Source organism: Xenorhabdus thailandensis (assembly GCF_037996785.1).
Lineage (GTDB): Bacteria > Pseudomonadota > Gammaproteobacteria > Enterobacterales > Enterobacteriaceae > Xenorhabdus > Xenorhabdus griffiniae.
Genome location: NZ_JBBMXF010000013.1, coordinates 14,002 through 34,858 on the forward strand (window position 1 = coordinate 14,002; position 20,857 = coordinate 34,858).

At 42.7% G+C, this 20,857-nt stretch carries 19 protein-coding genes and 1 pseudogene; 9 read left to right on the forward strand and 11 right to left on the reverse strand.

Going from position 1 to position 20,857, the window contains the following annotated elements; genetic code table 11:
* Positions 1–54: 54 nt before the first annotated feature.
* Positions 55–333: a putative hemolysin gene (locus AAC853_RS13565; RefSeq protein ID WP_273558166.1), complete on the reverse strand. Its 279-nt coding sequence runs from the start codon at positions 331–333 to the stop codon at positions 55–57.
* Positions 334–471: 138 nt separating this feature from the next.
* The gene (locus AAC853_RS13570) at positions 472–804 is read right to left on the reverse strand and encodes a DMT family transporter (RefSeq protein ID WP_273558167.1); all 333 of its coding nucleotides are present in this window, start codon (positions 802–804) and stop codon (positions 472–474) included.
* Positions 805–1,942: 1,138 nt separating this feature from the next.
* On the opposite strand from AAC853_RS13570, the gene ttcA reads away from it, so the two are divergent.
* Complete coding sequence (ttcA, locus tag AAC853_RS13575) at positions 1,943–2,836, forward strand: tRNA 2-thiocytidine(32) synthetase TtcA (protein WP_340614865.1); 894 nt, start codon at positions 1,943–1,945, stop codon at positions 2,834–2,836.
* A 211-nt stretch (positions 2,837–3,047) separates the two neighbouring features.
* Here ttcA and zntB read toward each other — a convergent pair whose 3' ends face one another.
* On the reverse strand, positions 3,048–4,031 hold the full coding sequence (zntB, locus tag AAC853_RS13580; RefSeq protein WP_338882452.1) for a zinc transporter ZntB: 984 nt from the start codon (positions 4,029–4,031) through the stop codon (positions 3,048–3,050).
* 293 nt (positions 4,032–4,324) lie between these two features.
* Here zntB and tpx point away from each other — a divergent pair, with 293 nt between their 5' ends.
* Complete coding sequence (gene tpx / locus AAC853_RS13585; RefSeq protein ID WP_340614866.1) at positions 4,325–4,828, forward strand: thiol peroxidase; 504 nt, start codon at positions 4,325–4,327, stop codon at positions 4,826–4,828.
* Between the two features lie 126 nt (positions 4,829–4,954).
* Here tpx and tyrR read toward each other — a convergent pair whose 3' ends face one another.
* From tyrR to pspA, 6 genes are all read right to left on the reverse strand, one after another.
* Positions 4,955–6,547 (reverse strand): transcriptional regulator TyrR, encoded by a 1,593-nt coding sequence (gene tyrR, locus AAC853_RS13590; protein ID WP_340614867.1) that lies wholly within the window; start codon positions 6,545–6,547, stop codon positions 4,955–4,957.
* 137 nt (positions 6,548–6,684) lie between these two features.
* Positions 6,685–7,761: a YcjF family protein gene (locus AAC853_RS13595; protein WP_340614868.1), complete on the reverse strand. Its 1,077-nt coding sequence runs from the start codon at positions 7,759–7,761 to the stop codon at positions 6,685–6,687.
* The gene (locus AAC853_RS13600; protein ID WP_338882456.1) at positions 7,758–9,155 is read right to left on the reverse strand and encodes a YcjX family GTP-binding protein; all 1,398 of its coding nucleotides are present in this window, start codon (positions 9,153–9,155) and stop codon (positions 7,758–7,760) included. Before AAC853_RS13600 ends, AAC853_RS13595 begins: the two co-directional genes overlap by 4 nt.
* A 128-nt stretch (positions 9,156–9,283) precedes the next feature.
* Positions 9,284–9,646, reverse strand: coding sequence for an envelope stress response membrane protein PspC (gene pspC, locus AAC853_RS13605; RefSeq protein WP_340614869.1), 363 nt, complete (start codon positions 9,644–9,646; stop codon positions 9,284–9,286).
* Positions 9,646–9,873, reverse strand: coding sequence for an envelope stress response membrane protein PspB (pspB, locus tag AAC853_RS13610; RefSeq protein WP_340614870.1), 228 nt, complete (start codon positions 9,871–9,873; stop codon positions 9,646–9,648). Before pspB ends, pspC begins: the two co-directional genes overlap by 1 nt.
* 32 nt (positions 9,874–9,905) lie before the next feature.
* Positions 9,906–10,577, reverse strand: coding sequence for a phage shock protein PspA (pspA, locus tag AAC853_RS13615; RefSeq protein WP_273558174.1), 672 nt, complete (start codon positions 10,575–10,577; stop codon positions 9,906–9,908).
* Between the two features lie 209 nt (positions 10,578–10,786).
* Between pspA and pspF the strand changes: the two genes are divergently transcribed.
* The 7 genes and pseudogenes from pspF to fabI all read left to right on the forward strand — a co-directional run bounded on the left by pspF (position 10,787) and on the right by fabI (position 18,411).
* Positions 10,787–11,794 (forward strand): phage shock protein operon transcriptional activator, encoded by a 1,008-nt coding sequence (pspF, locus tag AAC853_RS13620; protein WP_340614871.1) that lies wholly within the window; start codon positions 10,787–10,789, stop codon positions 11,792–11,794.
* 266 nt (positions 11,795–12,060) lie between these two features.
* Positions 12,061–13,779: an ABC transporter substrate-binding protein SapA gene (gene sapA, locus AAC853_RS13625; RefSeq protein ID WP_340614872.1), complete on the forward strand. Its 1,719-nt coding sequence runs from the start codon at positions 12,061–12,063 to the stop codon at positions 13,777–13,779.
* Positions 13,776–14,741 (forward strand): putrescine export ABC transporter permease SapB, encoded by a 966-nt coding sequence (gene sapB, locus AAC853_RS13630; protein WP_340614873.1) that lies wholly within the window; start codon positions 13,776–13,778, stop codon positions 14,739–14,741. Before sapA ends, sapB begins: the two co-directional genes overlap by 4 nt.
* A pseudogene (gene sapC, locus AAC853_RS13635) lies at positions 14,728–15,614 on the forward strand (putrescine export ABC transporter permease SapC). Before sapB ends, sapC begins: the two are co-directional and overlap by 14 nt.
* Positions 15,614–16,606: a putrescine export ABC transporter ATP-binding protein SapD gene (gene sapD / locus AAC853_RS13640; protein ID WP_340614979.1), complete on the forward strand. Its 993-nt coding sequence runs from the start codon at positions 15,614–15,616 to the stop codon at positions 16,604–16,606. Before sapC ends, sapD begins: the two are co-directional and overlap by 1 nt.
* Complete coding sequence (gene sapF, locus AAC853_RS13645; RefSeq protein WP_338882466.1) at positions 16,607–17,416, forward strand: putrescine export ABC transporter ATP-binding protein SapF; 810 nt, start codon at positions 16,607–16,609, stop codon at positions 17,414–17,416. It abuts the gene before it with no gap.
* 206 nt (positions 17,417–17,622) lie between these two features.
* Positions 17,623–18,411: an enoyl-ACP reductase FabI gene (gene fabI, locus AAC853_RS13650; RefSeq protein WP_273558177.1), complete on the forward strand. Its 789-nt coding sequence runs from the start codon at positions 17,623–17,625 to the stop codon at positions 18,409–18,411.
* A 57-nt stretch (positions 18,412–18,468) separates the two neighbouring features.
* Here fabI and pdxY read toward each other — a convergent pair whose 3' ends face one another.
* A complete protein-coding gene (gene pdxY / locus AAC853_RS13655; RefSeq protein WP_340614874.1) occupies positions 18,469–19,347 on the reverse strand; it encodes a pyridoxal kinase PdxY in 879 nt (292 codons plus the stop codon).
* 105 nt (positions 19,348–19,452) lie between these two features.
* A complete protein-coding gene (tyrS, locus tag AAC853_RS13660) occupies positions 19,453–20,724 on the reverse strand; it encodes a tyrosine--tRNA ligase (RefSeq protein WP_338882470.1) in 1,272 nt (423 codons plus the stop codon).
* Between the last annotated feature and the right edge of the window lie 133 nt (positions 20,725–20,857).

Consider the following 20,857-nt stretch of genomic DNA (forward strand, 5'->3'; position numbering starts at 1 on the left):
TTATTAGGATAGGCTGCCGAGGGAAAACCAGATATCACTCTGGTTTTCCCTACGTTAAAAGGATGTACACCCACCATCCAACAACGCCTGTTCATTACAACGACGACCGTTCGCCAGCTGGCAAACAGGAACTTGGTGACCATTCAATTGCTTGGTTAATGCCGGAATTCCCCCTGCATCAGAACAACTTTCACTGGCATCTTTACTCAGATAAATACCCAGATCAGAATATTGATAGTGTTTGTATCGGCTTGATTGATGGCTGCTGCAACCTGCCAATATAGCACCTACCAGCAACAATTTGACAAGGATAACTCCCCGCTTTAACCGCATATTTTCTCCCGTTTACTTATCTGATGAGGGTATATACCAATCGCCTTTCCAGATGCGCCTTATATCTCCCCGCGTAGCGGGAGATATAAACAATCACATTGATTTGCCAGCGGCAACTTGAAGTTAGATTGGTATAGCTCAATGCCCTGTACTTTTAGAAAACAAATTGATGACTAAAACACCGACAATAATAAGAAGAATACCGATAATTGCCGGTAAATCCAATTTTTGCTGGTACAAAAATATACCCGCAATAGAGACTAAAACTATACCAAGGCAAGACCATACAGCATAAGCAATCCCCAAAGGCATCACCTTGACAACTTGTGATAACGCCCAAAATGATAAGCAATATCCCATCACCACAACAACAGACGGCACTAAGCGAGTGAAACCATCGGCTGTTTTTAACATTGTTGTCGCTATCACTTCAGACAAAATTGCGATAAACAAATAACCCCATACATTCATCTTGCTCACCAAGCCAACGTTATAAGACAGACCAAATTCAAAAAAAACCGCTTAATCTACCATAACTTAAAACAGAATACCTTAACGAAATGAGGTGTTTTTTCTTTATAAAAAGAATGATGATGAAAAAATCAAATGTAAATTTGACAAGGAATTATTTAATAAAATAAAAATGATTATTCCATTAATCTATCCACATGCATCAATATTATTTCCACCTATAAAAACCACTTCAAATTATTTATACCCATCTCACTTCAAGATGCGTGTGATTTCTCCCCGCGGAGCGGGGAGAAATCGGGTTTCATATCGTGTTGTCAATTGCAACTTGAAGTTGGATTGGTATATCACAAAAATGACTAAAAGAAATTATTAATTTCAATATAGAAAAGATCATGGAATTATTTCCTTGCGATACAAACACTATAACAGCAACTTAAAAACCAACAGATAACCATAAAGAAACAAAACCAGATCATAAGTAATTAAAAAATATAACTCTAACGGATAAAAATATTATAGACTTCACTACAAATGACTATCACTATTGAAACATGAAAAACTGCGACTATAAAATCATGAACATGGAATAATGGACAAAAATAATGACTATTTTAGAAAATAAAACAAACTGCGCGAAACAGGATAAATGACGAAGATATATACCAATCTCCTTTCAAGATGCGTCTTATATCTCCCCACGTAACGGGGGAATATAAACAATCACTTTGATTTGCAAGCTGCAACTTGAAGTTGGATTGGTATACATTGAAATAGAAAAAAATAAAATTTAAACCCTTGGACAAACAATATTAGCTATTTTAAATGAGGGAGGATGCTGAAAGATTGCAAGATTAGTTGTATACCAATCTAACTTCAAGATGCGTTTGATTTCTCCCCGCTTCGCGGGGAGATATTAAAACGATTGGTATAAAACCAACTGTGAATATTTTTCCAGCCGACATCAGCGGCATCCTTATCACTACCGTGCTTTTTTATAACACTGCTCGATATATGGCTGAAATCGGTTGGACACAGACATGTTTCAAACAAAAAGAAAAATCCGTATAATCCCCCTCCTGCAAAGGATCCGTATAGAAAATCTACAGCCAATTAATCGGCAATGTGAGAAGTCGCAATGAATCAAAAAGATACGAGAAAAGAGACACTTGAATTCAACAAACTCCAGAAACGCCTGCGGAGAAACGTTGGTAATGCCATCATTGATTACAATATGATTGAAGATAACGATATTGTAATGGCATGTATTAGTGGCGGCAAGGATTCATTCGCGATGTTAGATATTCTGTTGAATCTGCAAAAAGCGGCACCAATAAAATTCAAAGTCGTTGCAGTAAACCTTGATCAGAAACAGCCTGGCTTCCCTGAACACATTTTACCCCAATATTTTGAAAGCCTGGATATTCCATACTACATTGTTGATAAAGATACCTATTCTGTTGTTAAAGAGAAAATTCCTGAAGGCAAAACTACCTGCGGATTGTGTTCAAGACTACGTCGCGGCACCCTCTATTCTTTTGCAGAAAAAATCGGGGCAACAAAAATTGCGCTGGGACATCATCTTGATGACATCGTTGAAACGCTGTTCCTGAATATGTTCCATGGCGCACGTATGAAAGCGATGCCGCCAAAATTACGCTCTGACGATGGCCGTAATGTTGTCATCAGGCCGCTGGCATATTGCAGGGAAACAGACCTGATTGAGTATGCGGAAAGCAAAAAATTCCCAATCATTCCTTGCAACTTATGTGGTTCCCAAGAAAACTTACAGCGACAGGCGATCAAAGCAATGCTAGTAGATTGGGATAAGAAAACACCAGGCCGAGTGGAGAATATTTTTAAGTCTATTCAGAATGTTAGCCCAAGCCAACTGGCAGACAAAACGATTTTCGATTTTGTCAACTTGCCATTGCATCGTGAGGGAGAAAGGGAAGAGTATGCTTTTAACGAAGCAGTGGTATCGTCAACGAATATTAATGAATCACTGTTTATCGATGTGACAAACATTTAAAACTAAGCAGTTTTGGTACAGGTGGCTTAAACTCCGTCAAAAAAATAGCCGATACTAAAACAAGTATCGGCATAATTAATGAGCAATTATTCTGTGTAAAACTCAATATGAGAAAAACTACAATTATGGAGCACAACGTTCAACGCTGTATTCACCTGCGGAAACTATGATGCCTTAATTATGGCAACCAATCATTGATTTATCTCAAATCCTATAGCCATTTACTTCGCCTTAACCACCACGCAAAAGCCACCATTAATAGTGACAACAAAAGCGTGAACAAACCAAACCCAAACCGATACTCATTACCGGGTATTCCGCCCAAGTTGACACCGAACAATCCAGTCAAAAAGGTGGTTGGCAAGAATACCATCGCCAATAGAGACATCATGTAAGTACGGCGGTTCATGGCATCCGCCATCATGGACGTGATTTCATCAGCAAGAACTGCGGTTCGGGCAATACAACCATCAAGATCATCTATTCCCCTACCCAACCGATCAGCAATCTCTTGCATTAAACGGCGCTCTTCATTATTCATCCAAGGCAATTTTTCACTGGCCAAACGGATAAAAATATCCCGCTGTGGTGCCATATATCGGCGCAGAACGATTAGCTGTTTACGCAGTAATACTAATTCTCCGCGGCCAGGAACTTTCTGTTCCAAAATATCATCTTCAAACTCAATCAGGTTGTCATGTAGCTCTTCAATAAAATCATTGGCTTCATCAGTAATGGCCCCCGCTATTTCTACCAACCAATTCCCTGTACTTTTCGCACCAACACCGTTATGCAAATCAGCCAAGACCTGATCGATGGAATGAATTTTTCGATGCCGGCTGGAGATAATAATTTTGTCATTAATATAGATGCGAAATGAAACCAGATGATCGGGACGCGCATTATCATTACGGTTCACCGATCTCAAGGTAATCAAAGTTCCTTCACCTGTGCGCACGACCTTTGGACGGATATTATCACTCACTAACCCCTCCTTTACTGGGAACGGTAGCAAGGTTGTATTCATAATCCATTGATGGCTAGCCGGATTTTTATAATCAAGATGTTGCCACACTGGTTGCTCTGCGGTTACGAGTGAATTATCCCCAAATGCGGTAACACCTCCCTTGCCATTTAATTGACAGGCATAAATTGCATTTGAACCTTTAAATACCGAGCCATAGATAGCTTCCACATCTGCTCCTTATTTGTACTTAAATTTCGCGCTTACTCTTCATGCTCAATTGTGTTACAGGATATGACTATAGGCGATATCTTCAGGATTAGTGATCGGGTATCCTTTTAACCACGATTTGATCCATCGACCATTGGTATAGTGACTTTCTTCAATACGGTATTTTTTTTGATAAATAAATTATAAGATATTGTTAATTAAAAGAAGGATGAATATTTTATTTCTTTTTGTGGGCAAGATCGCACTATTCCTTTACACTGGCGGCGTAGTTTACTTTATAGAGAGATTAAATCATGACACAAACAGTCAAGTTTCAAGGTGGTGATATCACCGTTAATGGAGATTTTCCACAAGCAGGTCAGGCAGCAAAAGAATTCACGCTAGTTGCCAAAGATCTCGCTGATGTAACATTGAGACATTACGCAGGTAAACGTAAAGTGCTTAATATCTTCCCAAGCATTGACACCGGTGTTTGTGCCACATCTGTCCGTAAGTTCAACCAACTTGCCAGCGAATTAGATAATACTGTTGTGCTGTGCATTTCAGCGGATTTGCCTTTCGCGCAGTCTCGTTTCTGTGGTTCTGAAGGTCTGTCTAATGTTGTCACTCTTTCTACACTGCGTGGCGGGAAATTTCAGGAAGATTACGGCGTTGCAATCAGCGAAGGCCCATTGGGTGGACTGACTGCACGCGCTGTTGTTGTTCTGGATGAAAATAATCAAGTTATTTATAGCCAGTTGGTTGATGAAATCACCAATGAACCTGACTATGACAGCGCGTTAGCCGCATTGAAGTAATTGTTTTTTTAAGGTTTAGTGTTTAAATCTTATTGCCTGGCGACGATAAAATCACCATTTATCATTTTATCGTCGCCAGCTTATTTCATATATAAGATATTGTTAAAAGCCGTAATACTTCAGTTATTATTCACCGTCTTCATGTTCAACTAAGTGTTTTTTACCATTCAGACCATATTCACGTAATTTATTGGCGATTGCCGTGTGAGAAACACCAAGCCGTTTTGCCAGCTTACGCGTACTGGGGTAATGACGATAAAGACGTGTCAGCACAGAGCGTTCAAAACGCTTGCTGATTTCATCCAAAGATCCCACCAAAATATCTTCATTAAATGTTACCTCAGCTTCTAGTTCGGGCAGCCGGATATCCTGCGGGCTAAGTTTGTTACTCTCAAGTTGAGTCAAAGCCTGATATATCGCATTACGAAGCTGTCTAACATTGCCTGGCCAATGGTAACCACACAAAAATTGCTCTAAATCAGCAGAGAATTTAGGCTTATGTAAGCCCTGTTCTTGCGCAAATCGTGTTACAAAATAGTCTGCCAATGGCATGATATCCGCCTGACGTTCCCGCAAAGGCGGTAATGTGATGGTTAAGACATTCAGCCGATAGTAGAGATCTTCCCGAAACGCCCCTTTTTGTACCAACTCCATTAAGTTTTTCTGCGTGGCGCAAATGATCCTGACGTTTACCTTAACTTCATTCTCTTCACCTACACGACGAAATGTTCCATCATTCAAGAAACGCAGTAATTTAGTCTGCATCTGTGGCGACATTTCACCAATTTCATCTAGCAAAACCGTACCGCCATTAGCCTGTTCAAAGAATCCTTTTTTACCTTCCAATGCATTGGGGTAGGCTCCTGCCGCATAACCAAACAGTTCACTTTCTACAACATCATCCGGCATAGAAGCACAATTTAGCCCAAGAAAAGGCTGTTTTCCCCTTGCACTGCGCAAATGACAGGCTTTAGCAAATTCATCTTTTCCTGTTCCTGTTTCACCAACAAGCAGCAAGGGAACATCGAGCATTGACATCTTACGGGCTTGCTCAACGATATGAACCATTTTAGGACTGACAGCAATAATCTGTTCAAAAGCATTATCATCACTTACAGTTAATTTTTTGCGTGATGATTCAATATACCCCGTTGGTTGATGTTCACCAGAACGCAGCATAATTACCGCCCCTGCACATCTGACAACTTGATTTTCATCCGTTAATTGCATAGGAATAATATTCATTCCATACTTTTGCTCTTTGATGGAGAGTTGTGCTGAATGGGGTTGATGATGCTCACTTTCAAGCCAGCGAAGGAAATTGTAATTGTTAATCAGATGGCTAATGTTTTTTTGGCTAATTTTTTCTTTACTGACACCAAACAGTGCCAAAGCCGCAGAGTTAACCAGTTCAACATTGCCTTTCATGTCAATAGAAAAGATGGGGTCGGGAATCGATTCCAACAATGTCCACATCGCCCGATGCTCTTTTTCTGATGGCATAAAGGCAACTGTCCTGACATCAATGACGCCATTGATACGGCGAATTTCTGCCATCAACTCCCGAAAGATATTGAAATCAATTTGAGTGAAATTAAGGTAAATACGACATGCAGGAGAAATTTCAATTCCTTTCAGGTCAATATTTCGTAAAACCAGTAAATCAAGTAACTCGCGGGTTAACCCAATTCGATCCTGACAAGTAACTTCCAATCGCATTTTTCTGACCTTATTGACACGATGTTCTTAACTGCCTGAAATGTTACCCGTTACTATCCAATAGATGAAGCCCTTGTCAGCAAAAGTTTACAAGAAAATAAGATGTCAACCTGGTATGACATTTGTTATTAATTTGCTTACTTTTTTATTGCCTCTTTGGCTGTGCTTTTGTTTTTCATTGGTAACGTACTTTTAAGCTGAGTAAGTAATTGGTGGCGAAAATCGCCTAACTTCGGTTTATTTCCATCAATCCACGGCAAAGGCCGACACAATTCCATTGCCTTGATGCCCAAACGGGCTGTCAGCAACCCTGCACCAATCCCTTGTGCGGCACGTGCAGAAAGACGAGCCGCAATGTCTTGTGACAACCAGTCCATACCCACTTCCCTGACTAACTCTGAGGCTCCTGCAAAGGCAATATTCAGCAATACTAACCGAAATAAGCGAATACGGCTGAAATAACCTAACTCGATACCATAAAGCGCTGCAATACGATTAATGAGCCGAATGTTTCTCCAGGCAATAAAAGCCATATCCACGATAGCCAATGGACTGACAGCGATCATCAAAGCCGATTCCGCAGCTGAGCGACTGATCTCTTGCCTGGCTTGCGTATCCAGGACAGGCTGGACTAATTGGCTGTATAGCATGACAATTTCACGATCATTGTGCGTCTCATGCACGGCAGCCTGCCAACGCTGTAATGCCGGATGTTGTCGTTCAATGCCAGCCTGTTCTGCTAATTTTTCACAAAATTGCCTTCCCTTGCCAATGCCATGACTTTGCAATAGCGTTTTCGCCGTGTCTCGCTCTTCTGTACGCTGCCGTAAATGGTGAAGACGCCGCCATTCTTTTATCACGCTGCCTATTCCCGCAAACACAATCATACTGCCTGCTGCTGCGATCCCCAGTGCAATCCAGTCATGTTGCCGCCATGCCTGGTAGATCCACTGAATACATTGGGCAACAACACTCATCCCCAATAACAGGACAGCACTGATAAAAACTTTTCGCCAGAAACTACGTTTTGGTTTCAGCGCAGCATACACTGCACCTTCAAATTCGCTTTCCTTCTCCTCCGCTTCCCGCTCTGACATAACCGGATAGAATTCTTCTTCCTGCCCAATAAATTCTTTTTTTGCTTTTAGTGATGGCTCAGACGCTGTTTGTGTAAGATCGTCAAAATCCATTCGCGGTTTTAAAGGCTCGGTCATGTTAATTTGTCTCCCAATAAAAATTCCATCACGCTATCCATGCGAATATGGGATAACGGGGTGTTAACATTGGCTTGTTTTGGCCGAAATAATTCAAAATTAAACCCCTGTTTCTGCCAGAATTCACTATTCGGCAAGCGCTGTGGCACTTCACCTGGAAAAAATGTCAATAACTTATCATCTGACAAGCGATTGCCTTTGATGGCAGGGATTTTTTCACCTTTATGCATGACAATGCCGCTCTCTGTTGCCTGAACAGATGCAAGCCCTACACAATCCATGCTGATCCCTTCAAACGCCGCATTTTGCCATGCCTCCTGTACCAAATGCTGTAAGAGTGAAACGAGATTGGCATGTTGATCTGACGTAATATGATCTGCTTTGCTGGCAGCAAACAGCAACTTATCGATGCAAGGCGAAAATAAACGACGAAACAGTGTTCGTTTACCATAATGAAAACTTTGCATAAGTTGTGTTAATGCAAGTCGCATGTCATTGAAAGCTTGCGGGCCACTATTTAATGGTTGCAAGCAATCCACCAGCACAATTTGCCGATCAAAACGCAGAAAATGCTCTTTATAGAACGCTTTAACGATATGATCACAGTAATAAGCAAAACGCTCACGCAACATGCCGATATTGGTGTGTTTATCCGCCTTTGCCAGTTGTGGCTCTCCGATGCTATCAATATCCGGCCACGGGAAAAATTGCAGCGCGGGTGCTCCCGCCAAATCACCCGGTAAGATAAAACGGCCAGGTTGGATAAAATGCAAACCTTGCTGTTTACATTGATGCAGGTAGTCCGTATAAGCCTGAGCGATTTTAGCCAGTAAATTTTCATCAGCTGGCGCCAGTGGATCACATTGCTGGCATAACGCTAACCATGGCTTAGCCCAATTTGCTCTTTCTCCTTTCAGTAATCCATGCATATGCCGTGACCACGCCAGATAATTTTGTTCCAGCATGGGTAAATCCAATAACCATTCGCCCGGATAATCGACAATTTCTAAATAAAGGGTAGAAGTTTCTTTGAGGTAGCGAAATAGGGAATCTTCAGAACGATAGCGCAACGCTAAACGTATTTCACTTACACCACGGGTTGGCGTCGGCCAGTTAGGCGGAGTGTCATATAATTCTGCGATGTTTTCATCATAGGTAAAACGAGGCACCCCAAAATCTCGCTGTGGCACTCGCTTCACACCAAGCAAACGCCCATCACGCACAGCAGAAAACAGCGGCAATCTGGCTCCACTGTGAACATGCAAAAGTTGATTTACCAAGGAAGTAATAAATGCGGTCTTTCCACTGCGACTTAATCCTGTTACCGCCAGTCGCAAATGACGATCCATACCACGATTAACAAGTGCTGTCAGTTCGTTTTGTAACCGTTTCATGTTTCTCCTAAATGGGAATACCGTGAATCAGTTTCATCTGGCCTGTAACATCGGCAAAATTTGCCATTATTTCCGCTGTTGGCTGTTACAGGTCAGATCCCATGCTATTATCCACTGCCTGCTACAACTCAAAGCTGGCGGAAACGGCTACGCACATTGTAAGTGTCAGAAGTCACATAGCGTTCCATTTGACGTAAACGTGCTTCGCTTGCTTTCAATTGGTCGTCTATTTCGTCCAACATCTTCTGTGCTGATGGTCCTCTATACTTTTCCTCTGCTGAATATCCCGCAGGTGCGGGATCCATGACAAAGGTCAAGATAATATAAGCCAATACCGTTATGCCAAATAGACCAAAGAACAACGATAATACTGCGATGGTACGAATAAGCGGAGCGGGTACGTCAAAATAGTTTGCCAGTCCGGCACAAACTCCTTTAACTACCCCCTGCTCTGGCAGACGGTAAAGTTTTCGACGGTATTGATTTGACATTATGACTGTCTCCAATTTGGATGCTCTGCGTCGAGGATATCTTCTAACGTTTTGATCCGTTCTTGCATACGTCTGGCATTCTCCGTCAACTGTTCCAAACGCTGAATTGCACTGTTCCCTAACTGATCCCGATTGCTGTTACGGTGGCTATAATGCAGCCACAACCAGATGGGTAAGACAAAAAGCACAAAAATGATCAGCGGGATCCCAAGAAATATATAGCCCATTATCTTTCCTTAGTTATGTATGACATATGTCATCATTGAGAATCTTTGATATTCATTTTAGCTTTCAAGGCCGCTAGTTGTGCACTGATTTCATCATCTGCCTTCAATTCTGCAAATTGTTGGTCGAGTGATTTCTGTTTACCCAACCCAAACGCTTCTGCCTCCGCTTCCATATGGTCTATCCGACGTTCAAACTGTTCGAAACGCGCCATTGCCTCATCGATTTTACCACTATCCAACTGACGGCGTACCTGGCGCGAAGATGCCGCAGCCTGATGACGCAGTGCCAATGATTGTTGTCTCGCACGCGCTTCTGTCAATTTATTTTCAAGCTCTGTCACTTCGCCTTTAATACGTCCCAGCGTCTCATCCAGAATGGATAATTCGTGTGTGAGTGATTCAACTAAGCTAGTGACTTTTTGTTTTTCAATCAATGCTGCACGCGCTAAATCTTCTTTACCCTTGCTCAATGCCAGTTCAGCTTTTTCTTGCCAACCATCAATTTGGTTTTCACCCATGCTAATGCGGCGCAAAAGCTGTTTTTTCTCTGCCAGGGTACGGGCAGAAGTCGAACGGATCTCCACCAATGTGTCTTCCATTTCCTGAATCATCAAACGGATCATTTTCTGTGGATCTTCTGCTTTATCCAGCAGAGAAGAGATATTGGCATTCACGATATCAGCAAAACGAGAAAAAATACCCATAGTCATAAACCTCTTTCATTAGAATGTATGTATGTTATGCCTGTGTATTGTTAAAACGGAAACAAGATAAGGCACTTAACTAATACAAGATACATGCCAACTTTCTTATTTTTGTTATCTGACTGAAATTATTGAAATATTTTTTTGTTTGCTTTTTTATCGCAATTAGCTAGCTTAGTAAAGTTAACCAATTTCTGGCGAAAAATACCATGTCCCAGTTCATTGATAATCTATTAGGTGAAACAAACTGTTTTATTGAAGTTTTGGAACAAGTCTCCGCATTAGCGAAGTTGAACAAACCTGTTTTAGTTCTGGGGGAACGAGGAACAGGTAAGGAGTTAATTGCCCGCCGATTACACTATCTGTCCCCACGTTGGCAAGGCCCTTTCATTTCCCTAAATTGTGCAGCACTCAACGAAAATTTGCTTGACTCAGAACTATTTGGTCATGAAGCGGGGGCATTCACTAGCGCTCGTTCAAAACACCAAGGACGCTTTGAACGAGCCGATGGCGGAACCTTGTTTCTTGACGAACTCGCTACTGCGCCCATGCAAGTACAGGAGAAATTATTACGTGTCATTGAATATGGCCACCTGGAGCGTGTTGGCGGCACTCAGTCATTACAAGTTAACGTACGTTTGATCTGTGCCACCAACGAAGATTTACCTGCCATGGCTGCCTGTGGAAAATTCAGGGCCGATTTGCTCGATAGGCTCGCGTTCGACGTAGTTCATATCCCACCATTACGCCAGCGGCAACAGGATATTATGCTACTGGCACAAAATTTTGCGATTCAGATGTGCCGTGAGTTGGAATTGCCATTCTTCCCTGGATTTACTGACGAAGCTAAACAACTGCTACTTTCCTACCACTGGCCTGGCAATGTTCGCGAATTAAAGAATGTCATCGAACGCTCTATTTACCGACATGGTAATAGTGAAAATGAATTAAACACAATTATCATCAACCCCTTTTCACTATCGCAACAACCGACTCCCCTAGCCACTGGGAGTGAGATGAACCCTGCCTGCCTTCCCAAATTACCTCTTGATTTAAGACAATGGCAAAACGACAGCGAAAAGAGTTTCATCAAACAAGCTTTGACAGAAAGTCAATTCAATCAAAGAAAGGCGGCTGACAAACTCAATTTGACTTACCACCAATTCCGCGGGTTAATCAAGAAACACCGTATTGATGTTAATGGCAAGATAGAGTAGACAGATAAAAAAGTAGCCGGCACCCGAGCCGGCTAATAAAAAATACTGGAAGCAATGTGAGCAATGTCGTGCCTCTCCTGATATACAGACTTGCTATTGCAAGGTGTATCCCTGAAAGCACATGAGAATGATAATACTTATCAATTACACTTGTAAAGTATTTTATTGAGAATTTTTCTCATTATCGTGATCTGTCCGTTGTTTTTGAGCAGAAAGCGTTAATTAAGTTACAATGGCCAAACTCTTTTTTATGACTGACATTTTATATGCGTTATTTGATTTACTGGATTATATTATTGATTTCCGCCCCTACCCTGGCGGCCAAGAATGCGACTCCAGAAACGGTTGCGGAACCCATTCCAGAATCGAGGTCAAACAATGCCTCGGAAAACTTGCCTCATATTTCTGCCTCCTTACGGCAGAACGGTTTTATTTATTGCGTTAATGGCAATTTGAATACGTTTAACCCCCAAATGGCTATCAGCGGCTTGACTGTAGATACGCTTGCTGCACAGATTTACAATCGCCTGTTGGGCGTTGATCCTCTGACCTATCGTCTGGTTCCTGAACTCGCTACCGATTGGGAAGTTCGGGATAACGGCGCAACTTATCGCCTTCACCTGCGCCATAATGTTGCTTTCCAATCAACCGATTGGTTTACACCAACCCGCACAATGAATGCTGATGATGTCGTTTTCAGTTTCCGTCGTGTCTTCGATAAAACACAAGATTATCATGATGTTAATGGTGGACACTATCCCTATTTTGACAGTTTGCAGTTTGGTGATTCAGTAAAAAATATCCGCAAGATCAACCAATATACTGTCGAATTTCATCTTAATGCACCCGATGCTTCTTTTCTCTGGCACCTGGCAACCTACTATGCACCTATACTGTCCCAAGAATATGCTGAGAAATTGCAACAAATAAATCGACAGGGGCAAATAGATTGGAAACCTGTCGGAACAGGTCCCTTCATGCTGGAAGATTATCAGATGGACCAATTTATCCGCCTTGTTCGCCATGATAAGTATTGGAAAGGTCAACCGCACATGGAACAAGTCGTTATAGACACGGGGGCTGTTGGTACAGGTAGGATCTCAAAATTACTCACGGGTGAATGCGATGTACTGGCTTATCCCGATGCTAATCAGTGGAATATTTTACATGATGATCCCAATCTGCGTCAGATGTTACGTTCAGGCATGAATATTGCTTATCTCGCATTCAATACCAGTAAACCGCCACTGGATCAGTTAGCCGTTCGTCAAGCCATTGCTTATGCCATCAATAACCAACGCCTGATGAAATCCATTTACTATGGTACGGCAGAAACAGCAGCTTCTATTTTACCTCGGGCATCATGGGCGTATGATAATCGTGCTGAGATCACTGAATATAATCCTGAAAAATCCCGCAAGATGTTAAATGAATTGGGATTAAATGGGTTGGAATTAACGTTATGGGTGCCAACGGCTTCACAATCCTATAACCCAAGCCCGCTGAAAATGGCGGAACTCATTCAGGCTGATTTGGCACAAGTGGGTATTAAGATGTCTATCCGTCCCGTCGAAGGCCGTTTTCAGGAAAACCAACTCATGGACAAAACCCATGATATGACGCTGGCAGGCTGGTCTACTGATAGCAATGATCCCGATAGTTTTTTCCGCCCATTATTGAGCTGTGCCGCCATTGCGTCGCAAACGAATCTAAGCCGTTGGTGTAATTCAGATTTTGATGAAGCTCTGCATGAGGCCTTATTAAATCAACAACTGGCTTCACGCATCAAAAATTATCATGTTGCACAAGAAATTCTCGCGCAGCAATTACCCGTGTTACCTCTGGCTTATTCGATGCGTTTACAAATCTCTCGTTATAACATTCAAGGATTGGTGCTCAGCCCGTTTGGTAATAGTTCCTTTGACAAAGTTTACCGCGAACAAGAAGCCACCGTTCCTGATGAAAATAAAAAAGGAAGCCAATGATTATTTATATCCTGCGTCGTTTGTTGCTTCTGGTTGTGACGTTATTTTTTCTTTCATTAATCAGTTTCAGCCTGATGTATTTCACACCTCATGGTGCCTTAAGTGGCGCATCACTGTCAGACGCTTACGTATACTATTTCCGTAGCTTACTCCAATGGGATTTTGGTATTTCCAGAATTAATGGGGAACGGATTATCGAACAACTGTATACTGTTCTCCCGGCCACGATGGAGCTGTGTGTCCTCTCTTTTTCCATGGCATTGCTAATTGGCATCCCTCTTGGGATTATTGCGGGTGTCTGGCGCAATAAAAAAGTCGATATCATTATCAGTACATTTTCCCTATGCGGTTTTTCCATTCCTGTTTTCTGGCTGGCGTTGCTGCTGACCCTGTTTTTTTCACTTTATTTAGGCTGGCTGCCTGTCTCAGGACGTTTTGATTTACTCTATCGGATGGAGCCTGTCACTGGTTCTGCACTGATTGATGCCTGGCTATCAAAGTCACCCTATCGCAATGAAATGATCATGAGTGTTATTCTGCATATGATCCTGCCCGTTATGACACTGGCCGTTGCGCCTACTACCGAAGTTATCCGTTTGATGCGCAATAGTGCAGAAGAAGTTTCAGGTGAAAATTATATCAAGTCGGCAGCAACACGCGGTTTATCACGGTTTACTATCATTCGTCGCCATTTATTGCATAATGCTTTGCCGCCTATCATCCCTAAGTTGGGGTTACAATTTTCAACCATGCTCACATTAGCTATGGTGACAGAGCAAGTCTTTAACTGGCCTGGTTTAGGGCGCTGGCTCATCAGCGCTATCCGCCAGCAGGATTATTCCGCTATCTCAGCAGGTGTCATGGTGATAGGAACGCTGGTTATTTCCGTTAATATTCTGACAGATATTATTGGTGCAATGGCTAATCCCTTGAAGCATAAGGAATGGTATGCCGTTAGATAATTTTTACCGCGAAAAAAAATGCCGTCGCCATTGAGAGTTATCTGGCGATTTTTCTATGCCGATATATTAGCAATGACAGGTTTTTATGGGGTGTTAATTTTAATTGCACTGTGCCTGTTAGGCGATCTTTTCGCCCCATATCGGCTTGACCAACAATTTATGTCCCAACTGATGCCACCTTCATGGTCACATCACGGTAATGTCGCCTTTTTTCTTGGAACTGACGATCTTGGCCGTGATATTTTCAGCCGTCTATTGATTGGCACGTCTTCCACATTTGGGGGGGCATTGGTGGTCACTGCGGCGGCAACCATTGTAGGATTAATCATTGGTAGCCTTGCCGGTATGACTCACGGCTTGAAATCGGCGGTGATGAACCATATTCTTGATACCTTGCTCTCTATTCCTTCATTGCTATTGGCTATCATCGTCGTCGCTTTTGTTGGCGCTAGCCTGCACCATGCCATGATTGCCGTTTTTCTGGCATTGTTGCCAAGAATTGTACGTACCGTTTATACTGCTGTACATGACGAACTGGATAAAGAATACATTATTGCAGCGCGTCTGGATGGCGCTTCAAACTACCATATTTTACGTTATGCCGTTCTCCCCAATATCACTGCGGTGATAGTCAGTGAATTAACCCGTACCCTCTCCATCGCTATTCTTGATATTGCCGCACTGGGATTTCTCAATCTTGGGGCACAACTACCTTCTCCCGAATGGGGAGCTATGCTGGGAGATTCACTAGAATTGATCTATGCTGCACCCTGGACTGTTATGTTACCTGGAGCAGCAATTATGCTCAGCGTTTTGCTGGTTAACTTACTGGGTGATGGTCTACACCGCGCTATTAACGCAGGAGTCGAATGATGCCATTACTTGATATTCGAAACCTCACCATTGAATTCATGACAACGGAAGGCCCCGTCAAAGCTGTTGACCGAATGAGTATTTCACTGACAGAAGGTGAGATATTGGGTTTGGCTGGCGAATCAGGCTCAGGCAAGAGTCTGATCGCCAAAGCGATTTGTGGCGTCACAAAAGATAACCTCAAAGTAACCGCAGATCGTTTCCGTTTTAACGACATTGATTTATTGCGCCTGACACCACGGCAGCGCCGTAAGGTGATTGGGCACAATATTTCCATGATTTTTCAGGAACCGCAGTCATGTCTCGATCCATCAGAAAATATTGGTAAACAGATTGTTCAATCTATTCCTGGATGGACGTACAAAGGCCGTTGGTGGCAGAGATTTAATTGGCGAAAACGTCGTGCAATTGAGTTGTTGCACCGTGTTGGTATTAAAGATCACTCCGACATTATGCACAGTTACCCTTACGAATTAACAGAAGGTGAATGTCAAAAAGTGATGATTGCCATTGCGCTTGCCAACCAGCCACGCTTGCTGATTGCTGATGAGCCGACCAATGCAATGGAACCAACGACCCAGGCACAAATATTCCGTTTACTGTCGAGCCTCAATCAGAACAACAACATGACTATTTTATTAATCAGCCATGACCTGCAAATGATGAGTAAACTGGTCAAACGTATCAATGTGCTGTATTGCGGTCAGACAGTGGAAAGCGCCATACCAGATGAGTTATTGGTGAAACCTTATCATCCCTATACACAAGCCTTGATCCGTTCAATACCTGATTTTGGTAGTCCGCTACCACACAAAAGTCGGTTAAACACGCTGTCTGGCGCTATTCCATCACTGGAACATTTGCCGGTAGGTTGCCGTTTGGGGCCACGTTGCCCTTATGCACAAAAAACCTGTATCGCAACCCCACGGCTACGGGTCATTAAGAGCCATGCATTCGCCTGCCATTTCCCTTTGAATATGGAGGAATCGTAAGTGGTTGAGACACTGCTGGAAGTTAAAAACCTGACTAAAACATTTCGCTATCGAACCGGACTATTTCGCCGTCATCAACTTGACGCCGTAAAACCAGTGAGCTTTACCCTACAATCGAAAAAAACCCTCGCTATCCTTGGTGCAAATGGTTCTGGTAAATCTACACTCGCGAGAATGTTATCAGGGGTTATTGAGCCAAGTTCAGGTGAAATTCTGATTAACGGTCATAAGCTGTCTTACGGAGATTATAGCTACCGCAGCCAGCGCATTCGTATGATTTTTCAAGATCCCAGTACATCACTGAATCCTCGTCAGCGCATTGGTCAGATTCTGGATATGCCATTAATTTTGAATACTAAGTTATCTCCCTCCGAACGGGAAAAACGTATCAACCAAACATTGCGCCAGGTTGGTTTACTGCCGGATCATGCCAATTATTATCCACATATGCTTGCATCAGGGCAGAAACAACGCGTGGCTTTAGCACGAGCTCTAATATTGCAACCACAAATCATTGTTGCAGACGAAGCACTGGCATCCCTTGATATGTCGATGCGTTCCCAAATCATTAACTTAATGCTGGAGTTACAGGAAAAACACGGTATTTCATATATCTATGTCACCCAGCATCTCGGTATGATGAAACACATCAGCGATCAAGTACTGGTCATGCATCAAGGGGAAGTTGTCGAGCGTGGCAATACAGCAGAGGTTCTGGCTTCTCCGCTGCATGATATTACACGCAAATTGATAGCCAGCCATTTTGGTGAAGCCCTGTCTGCTGAAGCATGGCGACAGGATATCACCTGACGTTTTTATTGGATGTATTTTAATCACTGATCGGAACAGAATGGGAAACTCACCACATTTTTCTCCGGCATGGTAGAATCATCCCCGTTTATTCACCATAAATACCGCAGTTATGGTTAGAGGTTTATTATTTCTGTTTATCCATGACTTTTGGTGTTTGATCACAAAGAACAATTTTGATCATAAAGAACAATAAGGATACTGCTATGGGTTTCATGACCGGCAAGCGCATTCTCATTACTGGCGTCGCCAGCAAACTGTCTATTGCTTATGGAATTGCCAAGGCAATGCACGATCAGGGAGCAGAGCTGGCTTTCACTTACCAAAATGACAAGTTGAAACCTCGCGTCGAAGAATTCGCCGCATCACTGAATTCAGATATCGTTCTGCCATGTGACGTGGCTGAAGATGAAAGTATCGACGCATTGTTCGCTGAATTAGGCAAAGTATGGCCTAAATTCGATGGTTTTGTTCACTCTATCGGTTATGCACCGGCTGACCAGCTTGATGGTGATTATGTTAACGCTGTTAACCGTGAAGGTTTCAAAATTGCCCACGACATCAGCGCATACAGCTTCGTCGCAATGGCGAAAGTCTGCCGTAATATGTTGAATCCAGGTTCTGCCCTGCTTACCTTGAGTTATTTGGGTGCTGAGCGTGCCATTCCTAACTATAACGTAATGGGTCTGGCAAAAGCCTCCCTGGAAGCAAACGTACGTTATATGGCAAATGCAATGGGGGTTGAAGGTATTCGTGTTAATGGTATCTCTGCTGGCCCAATCCGTACTCTGGCAGCTTCTGGTATCAAAGATTTCCGTAAGATGCTGGCACACTGTGAAGCGGTTACACCTATTCGCCGCACTGTGACAACAGAGGATGTCGGTAATGCGGCTGCCTTCTTGTGTTCAGATCTGGCTGGTGGTATTAGCGGTGAGATCTTGCATGTTGATGGCGGTTTCAGCATCGCGGCCATGAATGAATTAGAGTTAAAGTAATAGTCTGTTAAAAACAGTTCCAGCCATAACATTATGGGTGGGACTGTTTTTTTATTATTAGTCTATTCTGACAGCATGAAATTGATGTGCTGGAGTAACTATCCTATCTTGTGCAGCAACAATCTGTAATTCATATTCCTCACTCTTTTGCGTTTCCAACATCACTTCGTAAACCGCAGCGGCAACATGTTCTAAGGCAGCTTGTAATGCTTCATTTGTCAAAGAAGGGTTTTTTAATAGATCAGCGAGAAACAAACCACTCGTTAAATCACCAACACCAACTGGCTGACGTGCTCCCGTATCAATTAATGGGCGGCTAACGTGCCAACTATGCTCTTTAGTGACCAAAAGCATTTCAAAACAATCGGCCTGATAACCTGCACGACTCAAATGCTTAACCAATACAATTCTGGGACCTTTTTCACATAACTCACGCGCAGCGGATATCGCTTGTTCTACGCTGCTAATTTTTCGCATCGCCAATGTTTCAAGCTCCAGCAAATTAGGTGCAATAACATCACTGGCTGGCAGAGCTTTATCACATAAAAATTCTGCAACGCCCGGAGCAACTATGCATCCTTTTTCTGGATGTCCCATGACAGGGTCACAGAAATACCATGCATCAGGGTTGGCTTCTTTCACCTGCTTTACGATATCAAGGATATAATTTCCCTGCTCCGCAGAACCAATATAACCACTCAAAACTGCATTACAGGATGCGAGTTTATTTATTTCACCTATTCCCTGCACGATTTCCGACAAGTGTTCCGGCGGCATGACACAGCCACGCCATTGAGGATATTGGGTATGGTTTGAAAATTGAACCGTATTTAATGCCCATACGTTCACTCCCATACGACGCATCGGAAAAACAGCCGCACTGTTTCCAGCATAGCCAAAGACAACATGAGACTGAATTGAAAGAACATTATTCATAATAAGGCCTAGTTTATTATTTTTAATTTATGAATGGATAATATTTATAAAGACACCAGATACATTAAGGGCAACATTATCGTTGCCCTTAAGAATATCAGTTAATTATTTCCAATTGACGAGACAATAATGTTTTTTACCACGGCGTAATAAGCTATAACGCCCAAATAAACAATCACTATCCGTAAATACATACATAGGTTCGGATTGTTTTTCACCGTTGATGGAAACCGCATTAGAACTGATCATAGTACGTGCCTGCCCACGGGAAGGAACAAATTCGGCGGTGACCAATGCTTGTTGCAGATCAGCACCTTTTTCAAGTTCAATTGTTGGCATTCCATCTTGTGCTAATTGGGCAAAATCTTCTTCGGTCAAATCGGCAATGGCTCCTGAGAATAAACTCTCGGTGATACGCTTCGCCGCTGCAAGACCTTCTTCACCATGCACCAGACCGGTAACTTGTTCTGCCAGTACATATTGGGCACGAGGCGCTTTACCACTGTTTTTATCTTCTTCTTCCAGTGCATTAATTTCTTCAATGCTCATGAAAGTAAAGAATTTCAAGAAACGGTAAACATCTGCATCTGCTGTGTTAATCCAGAACTGGTAAAATTTGTACGGACTCGTTTTCTTCGGATCCAACCAAACTGCCCCACCCTCTGTCTTACCAAATTTAGTTCCATCTGATTTGGTGATAAGTGGCACGGTCATGCCAAACACTTGTTTCTGGTTTAAGCGACGCGTCAAATCGATACCTGAAGTAATGTTGCCCCATTGGTCTGATCCACCAATCTGTAATTCAACACCATATTCTCTATTCAAATTTGCAAAGTCATAAGACTGCAATAGGTTATAAGAAAATTCAGTGTAGGAAATACCAACATCATCACGGTTAAGACGTTGCTTCACCGCCTCTTTGTTGATCATTTGGTTTACGGAAAAATGCTTACCGATATCACGCAGGAAGGTCAGCACATCCATTTGACCAAACCAATCGTAGTTATTGGCTAACTCTGCACCATTTTCACCCTCGAAACTAAGGAACGGAGAAACCTGGTTACGAATTTTCTCAACCCACTCTTTGACCGTTTCCCCTGTATTCAATTTACGTTCGGTTGCTTTAAAGCTTGGATCACCAATCAATCCTGTCGCCCCACCAACCAACGCAATAGGTTTGTGTCCAGCAAGTTGGAATCGTTTTAAACACAGCAAGGGAACCAGATGGCCCAAATGCAAGCTGTCAGCGGTAGGATCGAAGCCACAATAGAGAGAAACCGGACCTTGCGCCAGTCTCTCAGCTAACGCCTCTTCATCCGTTACCTGGGCAACAAGGCCCCGCTCTTGCAGTTGTTTAATCAGGTTATTGCTAGACATTAATAACTCCATCAGTTTGTATACTTTGCTTATATTTTTATACGCGTCTTTCATGTTGCCGCCTTGTTAGCTACGCCGCAACTTGAAATCTATTGGGTATATAAGCATCTCGTGATAAACAAGTGCTATAGCA

Bases quoted from the DNA above. Each gene is read 5' to 3' on its own strand.
- pspB (WP_340614870.1), bottom strand. From the start codon at position 9,873: ATGGGCTATATATTTCTTGGGATCCCGCTGATCATTTTTGTGCTTTTT.
- ttcA (WP_340614865.1), top strand. From the start codon at position 1,943: ATGAATCAAAAAGATACGAGAAAAGAGACACTTGAATTCAACAAACTC.
- AAC853_RS13600 (WP_338882456.1), bottom strand. From the start codon at position 9,155: ATGAAACGGTTACAAAACGAACTGACAGCACTTGTTAATCGTGGTATG.
- AAC853_RS13565 (WP_273558166.1), bottom strand. From the start codon at position 333: ATGCGGTTAAAGCGGGGAGTTATCCTTGTCAAATTGTTGCTGGTAGGT.
- tyrR (WP_340614867.1), bottom strand. From the start codon at position 6,547: ATGCGATTGGAAGTTACTTGTCAGGATCGAATTGGGTTAACCCGCGAG.
- pspF (WP_340614871.1), top strand. From the start codon at position 10,787: ATGTCCCAGTTCATTGATAATCTATTAGGTGAAACAAACTGTTTTATT.
- AAC853_RS13595 (WP_340614868.1), bottom strand. From the start codon at position 7,761: ATGACCGAGCCTTTAAAACCGCGAATGGATTTTGACGATCTTACACAA.
- sapA (WP_340614872.1), top strand. From the start codon at position 12,061: ATGCGTTATTTGATTTACTGGATTATATTATTGATTTCCGCCCCTACC.
- pdxY (WP_340614874.1), bottom strand. From the start codon at position 19,347: ATGAATAATGTTCTTTCAATTCAGTCTCATGTTGTCTTTGGCTATGCT.
- pspA (WP_273558174.1), bottom strand. From the start codon at position 10,577: ATGGGTATTTTTTCTCGTTTTGCTGATATCGTGAATGCCAATATCTCT.
- tyrS (WP_338882470.1), bottom strand. From the start codon at position 20,724: ATGTCTAGCAATAACCTGATTAAACAACTGCAAGAGCGGGGCCTTGTT.
- AAC853_RS13570 (WP_273558167.1), bottom strand. From the start codon at position 804: ATGAATGTATGGGGTTATTTGTTTATCGCAATTTTGTCTGAAGTGATA.
- sapD (WP_340614979.1), top strand. From the start codon at position 15,614: ATGCCATTACTTGATATTCGAAACCTCACCATTGAATTCATGACAACG.
- tpx (WP_340614866.1), top strand. From the start codon at position 4,325: ATGACACAAACAGTCAAGTTTCAAGGTGGTGATATCACCGTTAATGGA.
- fabI (WP_273558177.1), top strand. From the start codon at position 17,623: ATGGGTTTCATGACCGGCAAGCGCATTCTCATTACTGGCGTCGCCAGC.
- pspC (WP_340614869.1), bottom strand. From the start codon at position 9,646: ATGTCAAATCAATACCGTCGAAAACTTTACCGTCTGCCAGAGCAGGGG.
- sapB (WP_340614873.1), top strand. From the start codon at position 13,776: ATGATTATTTATATCCTGCGTCGTTTGTTGCTTCTGGTTGTGACGTTA.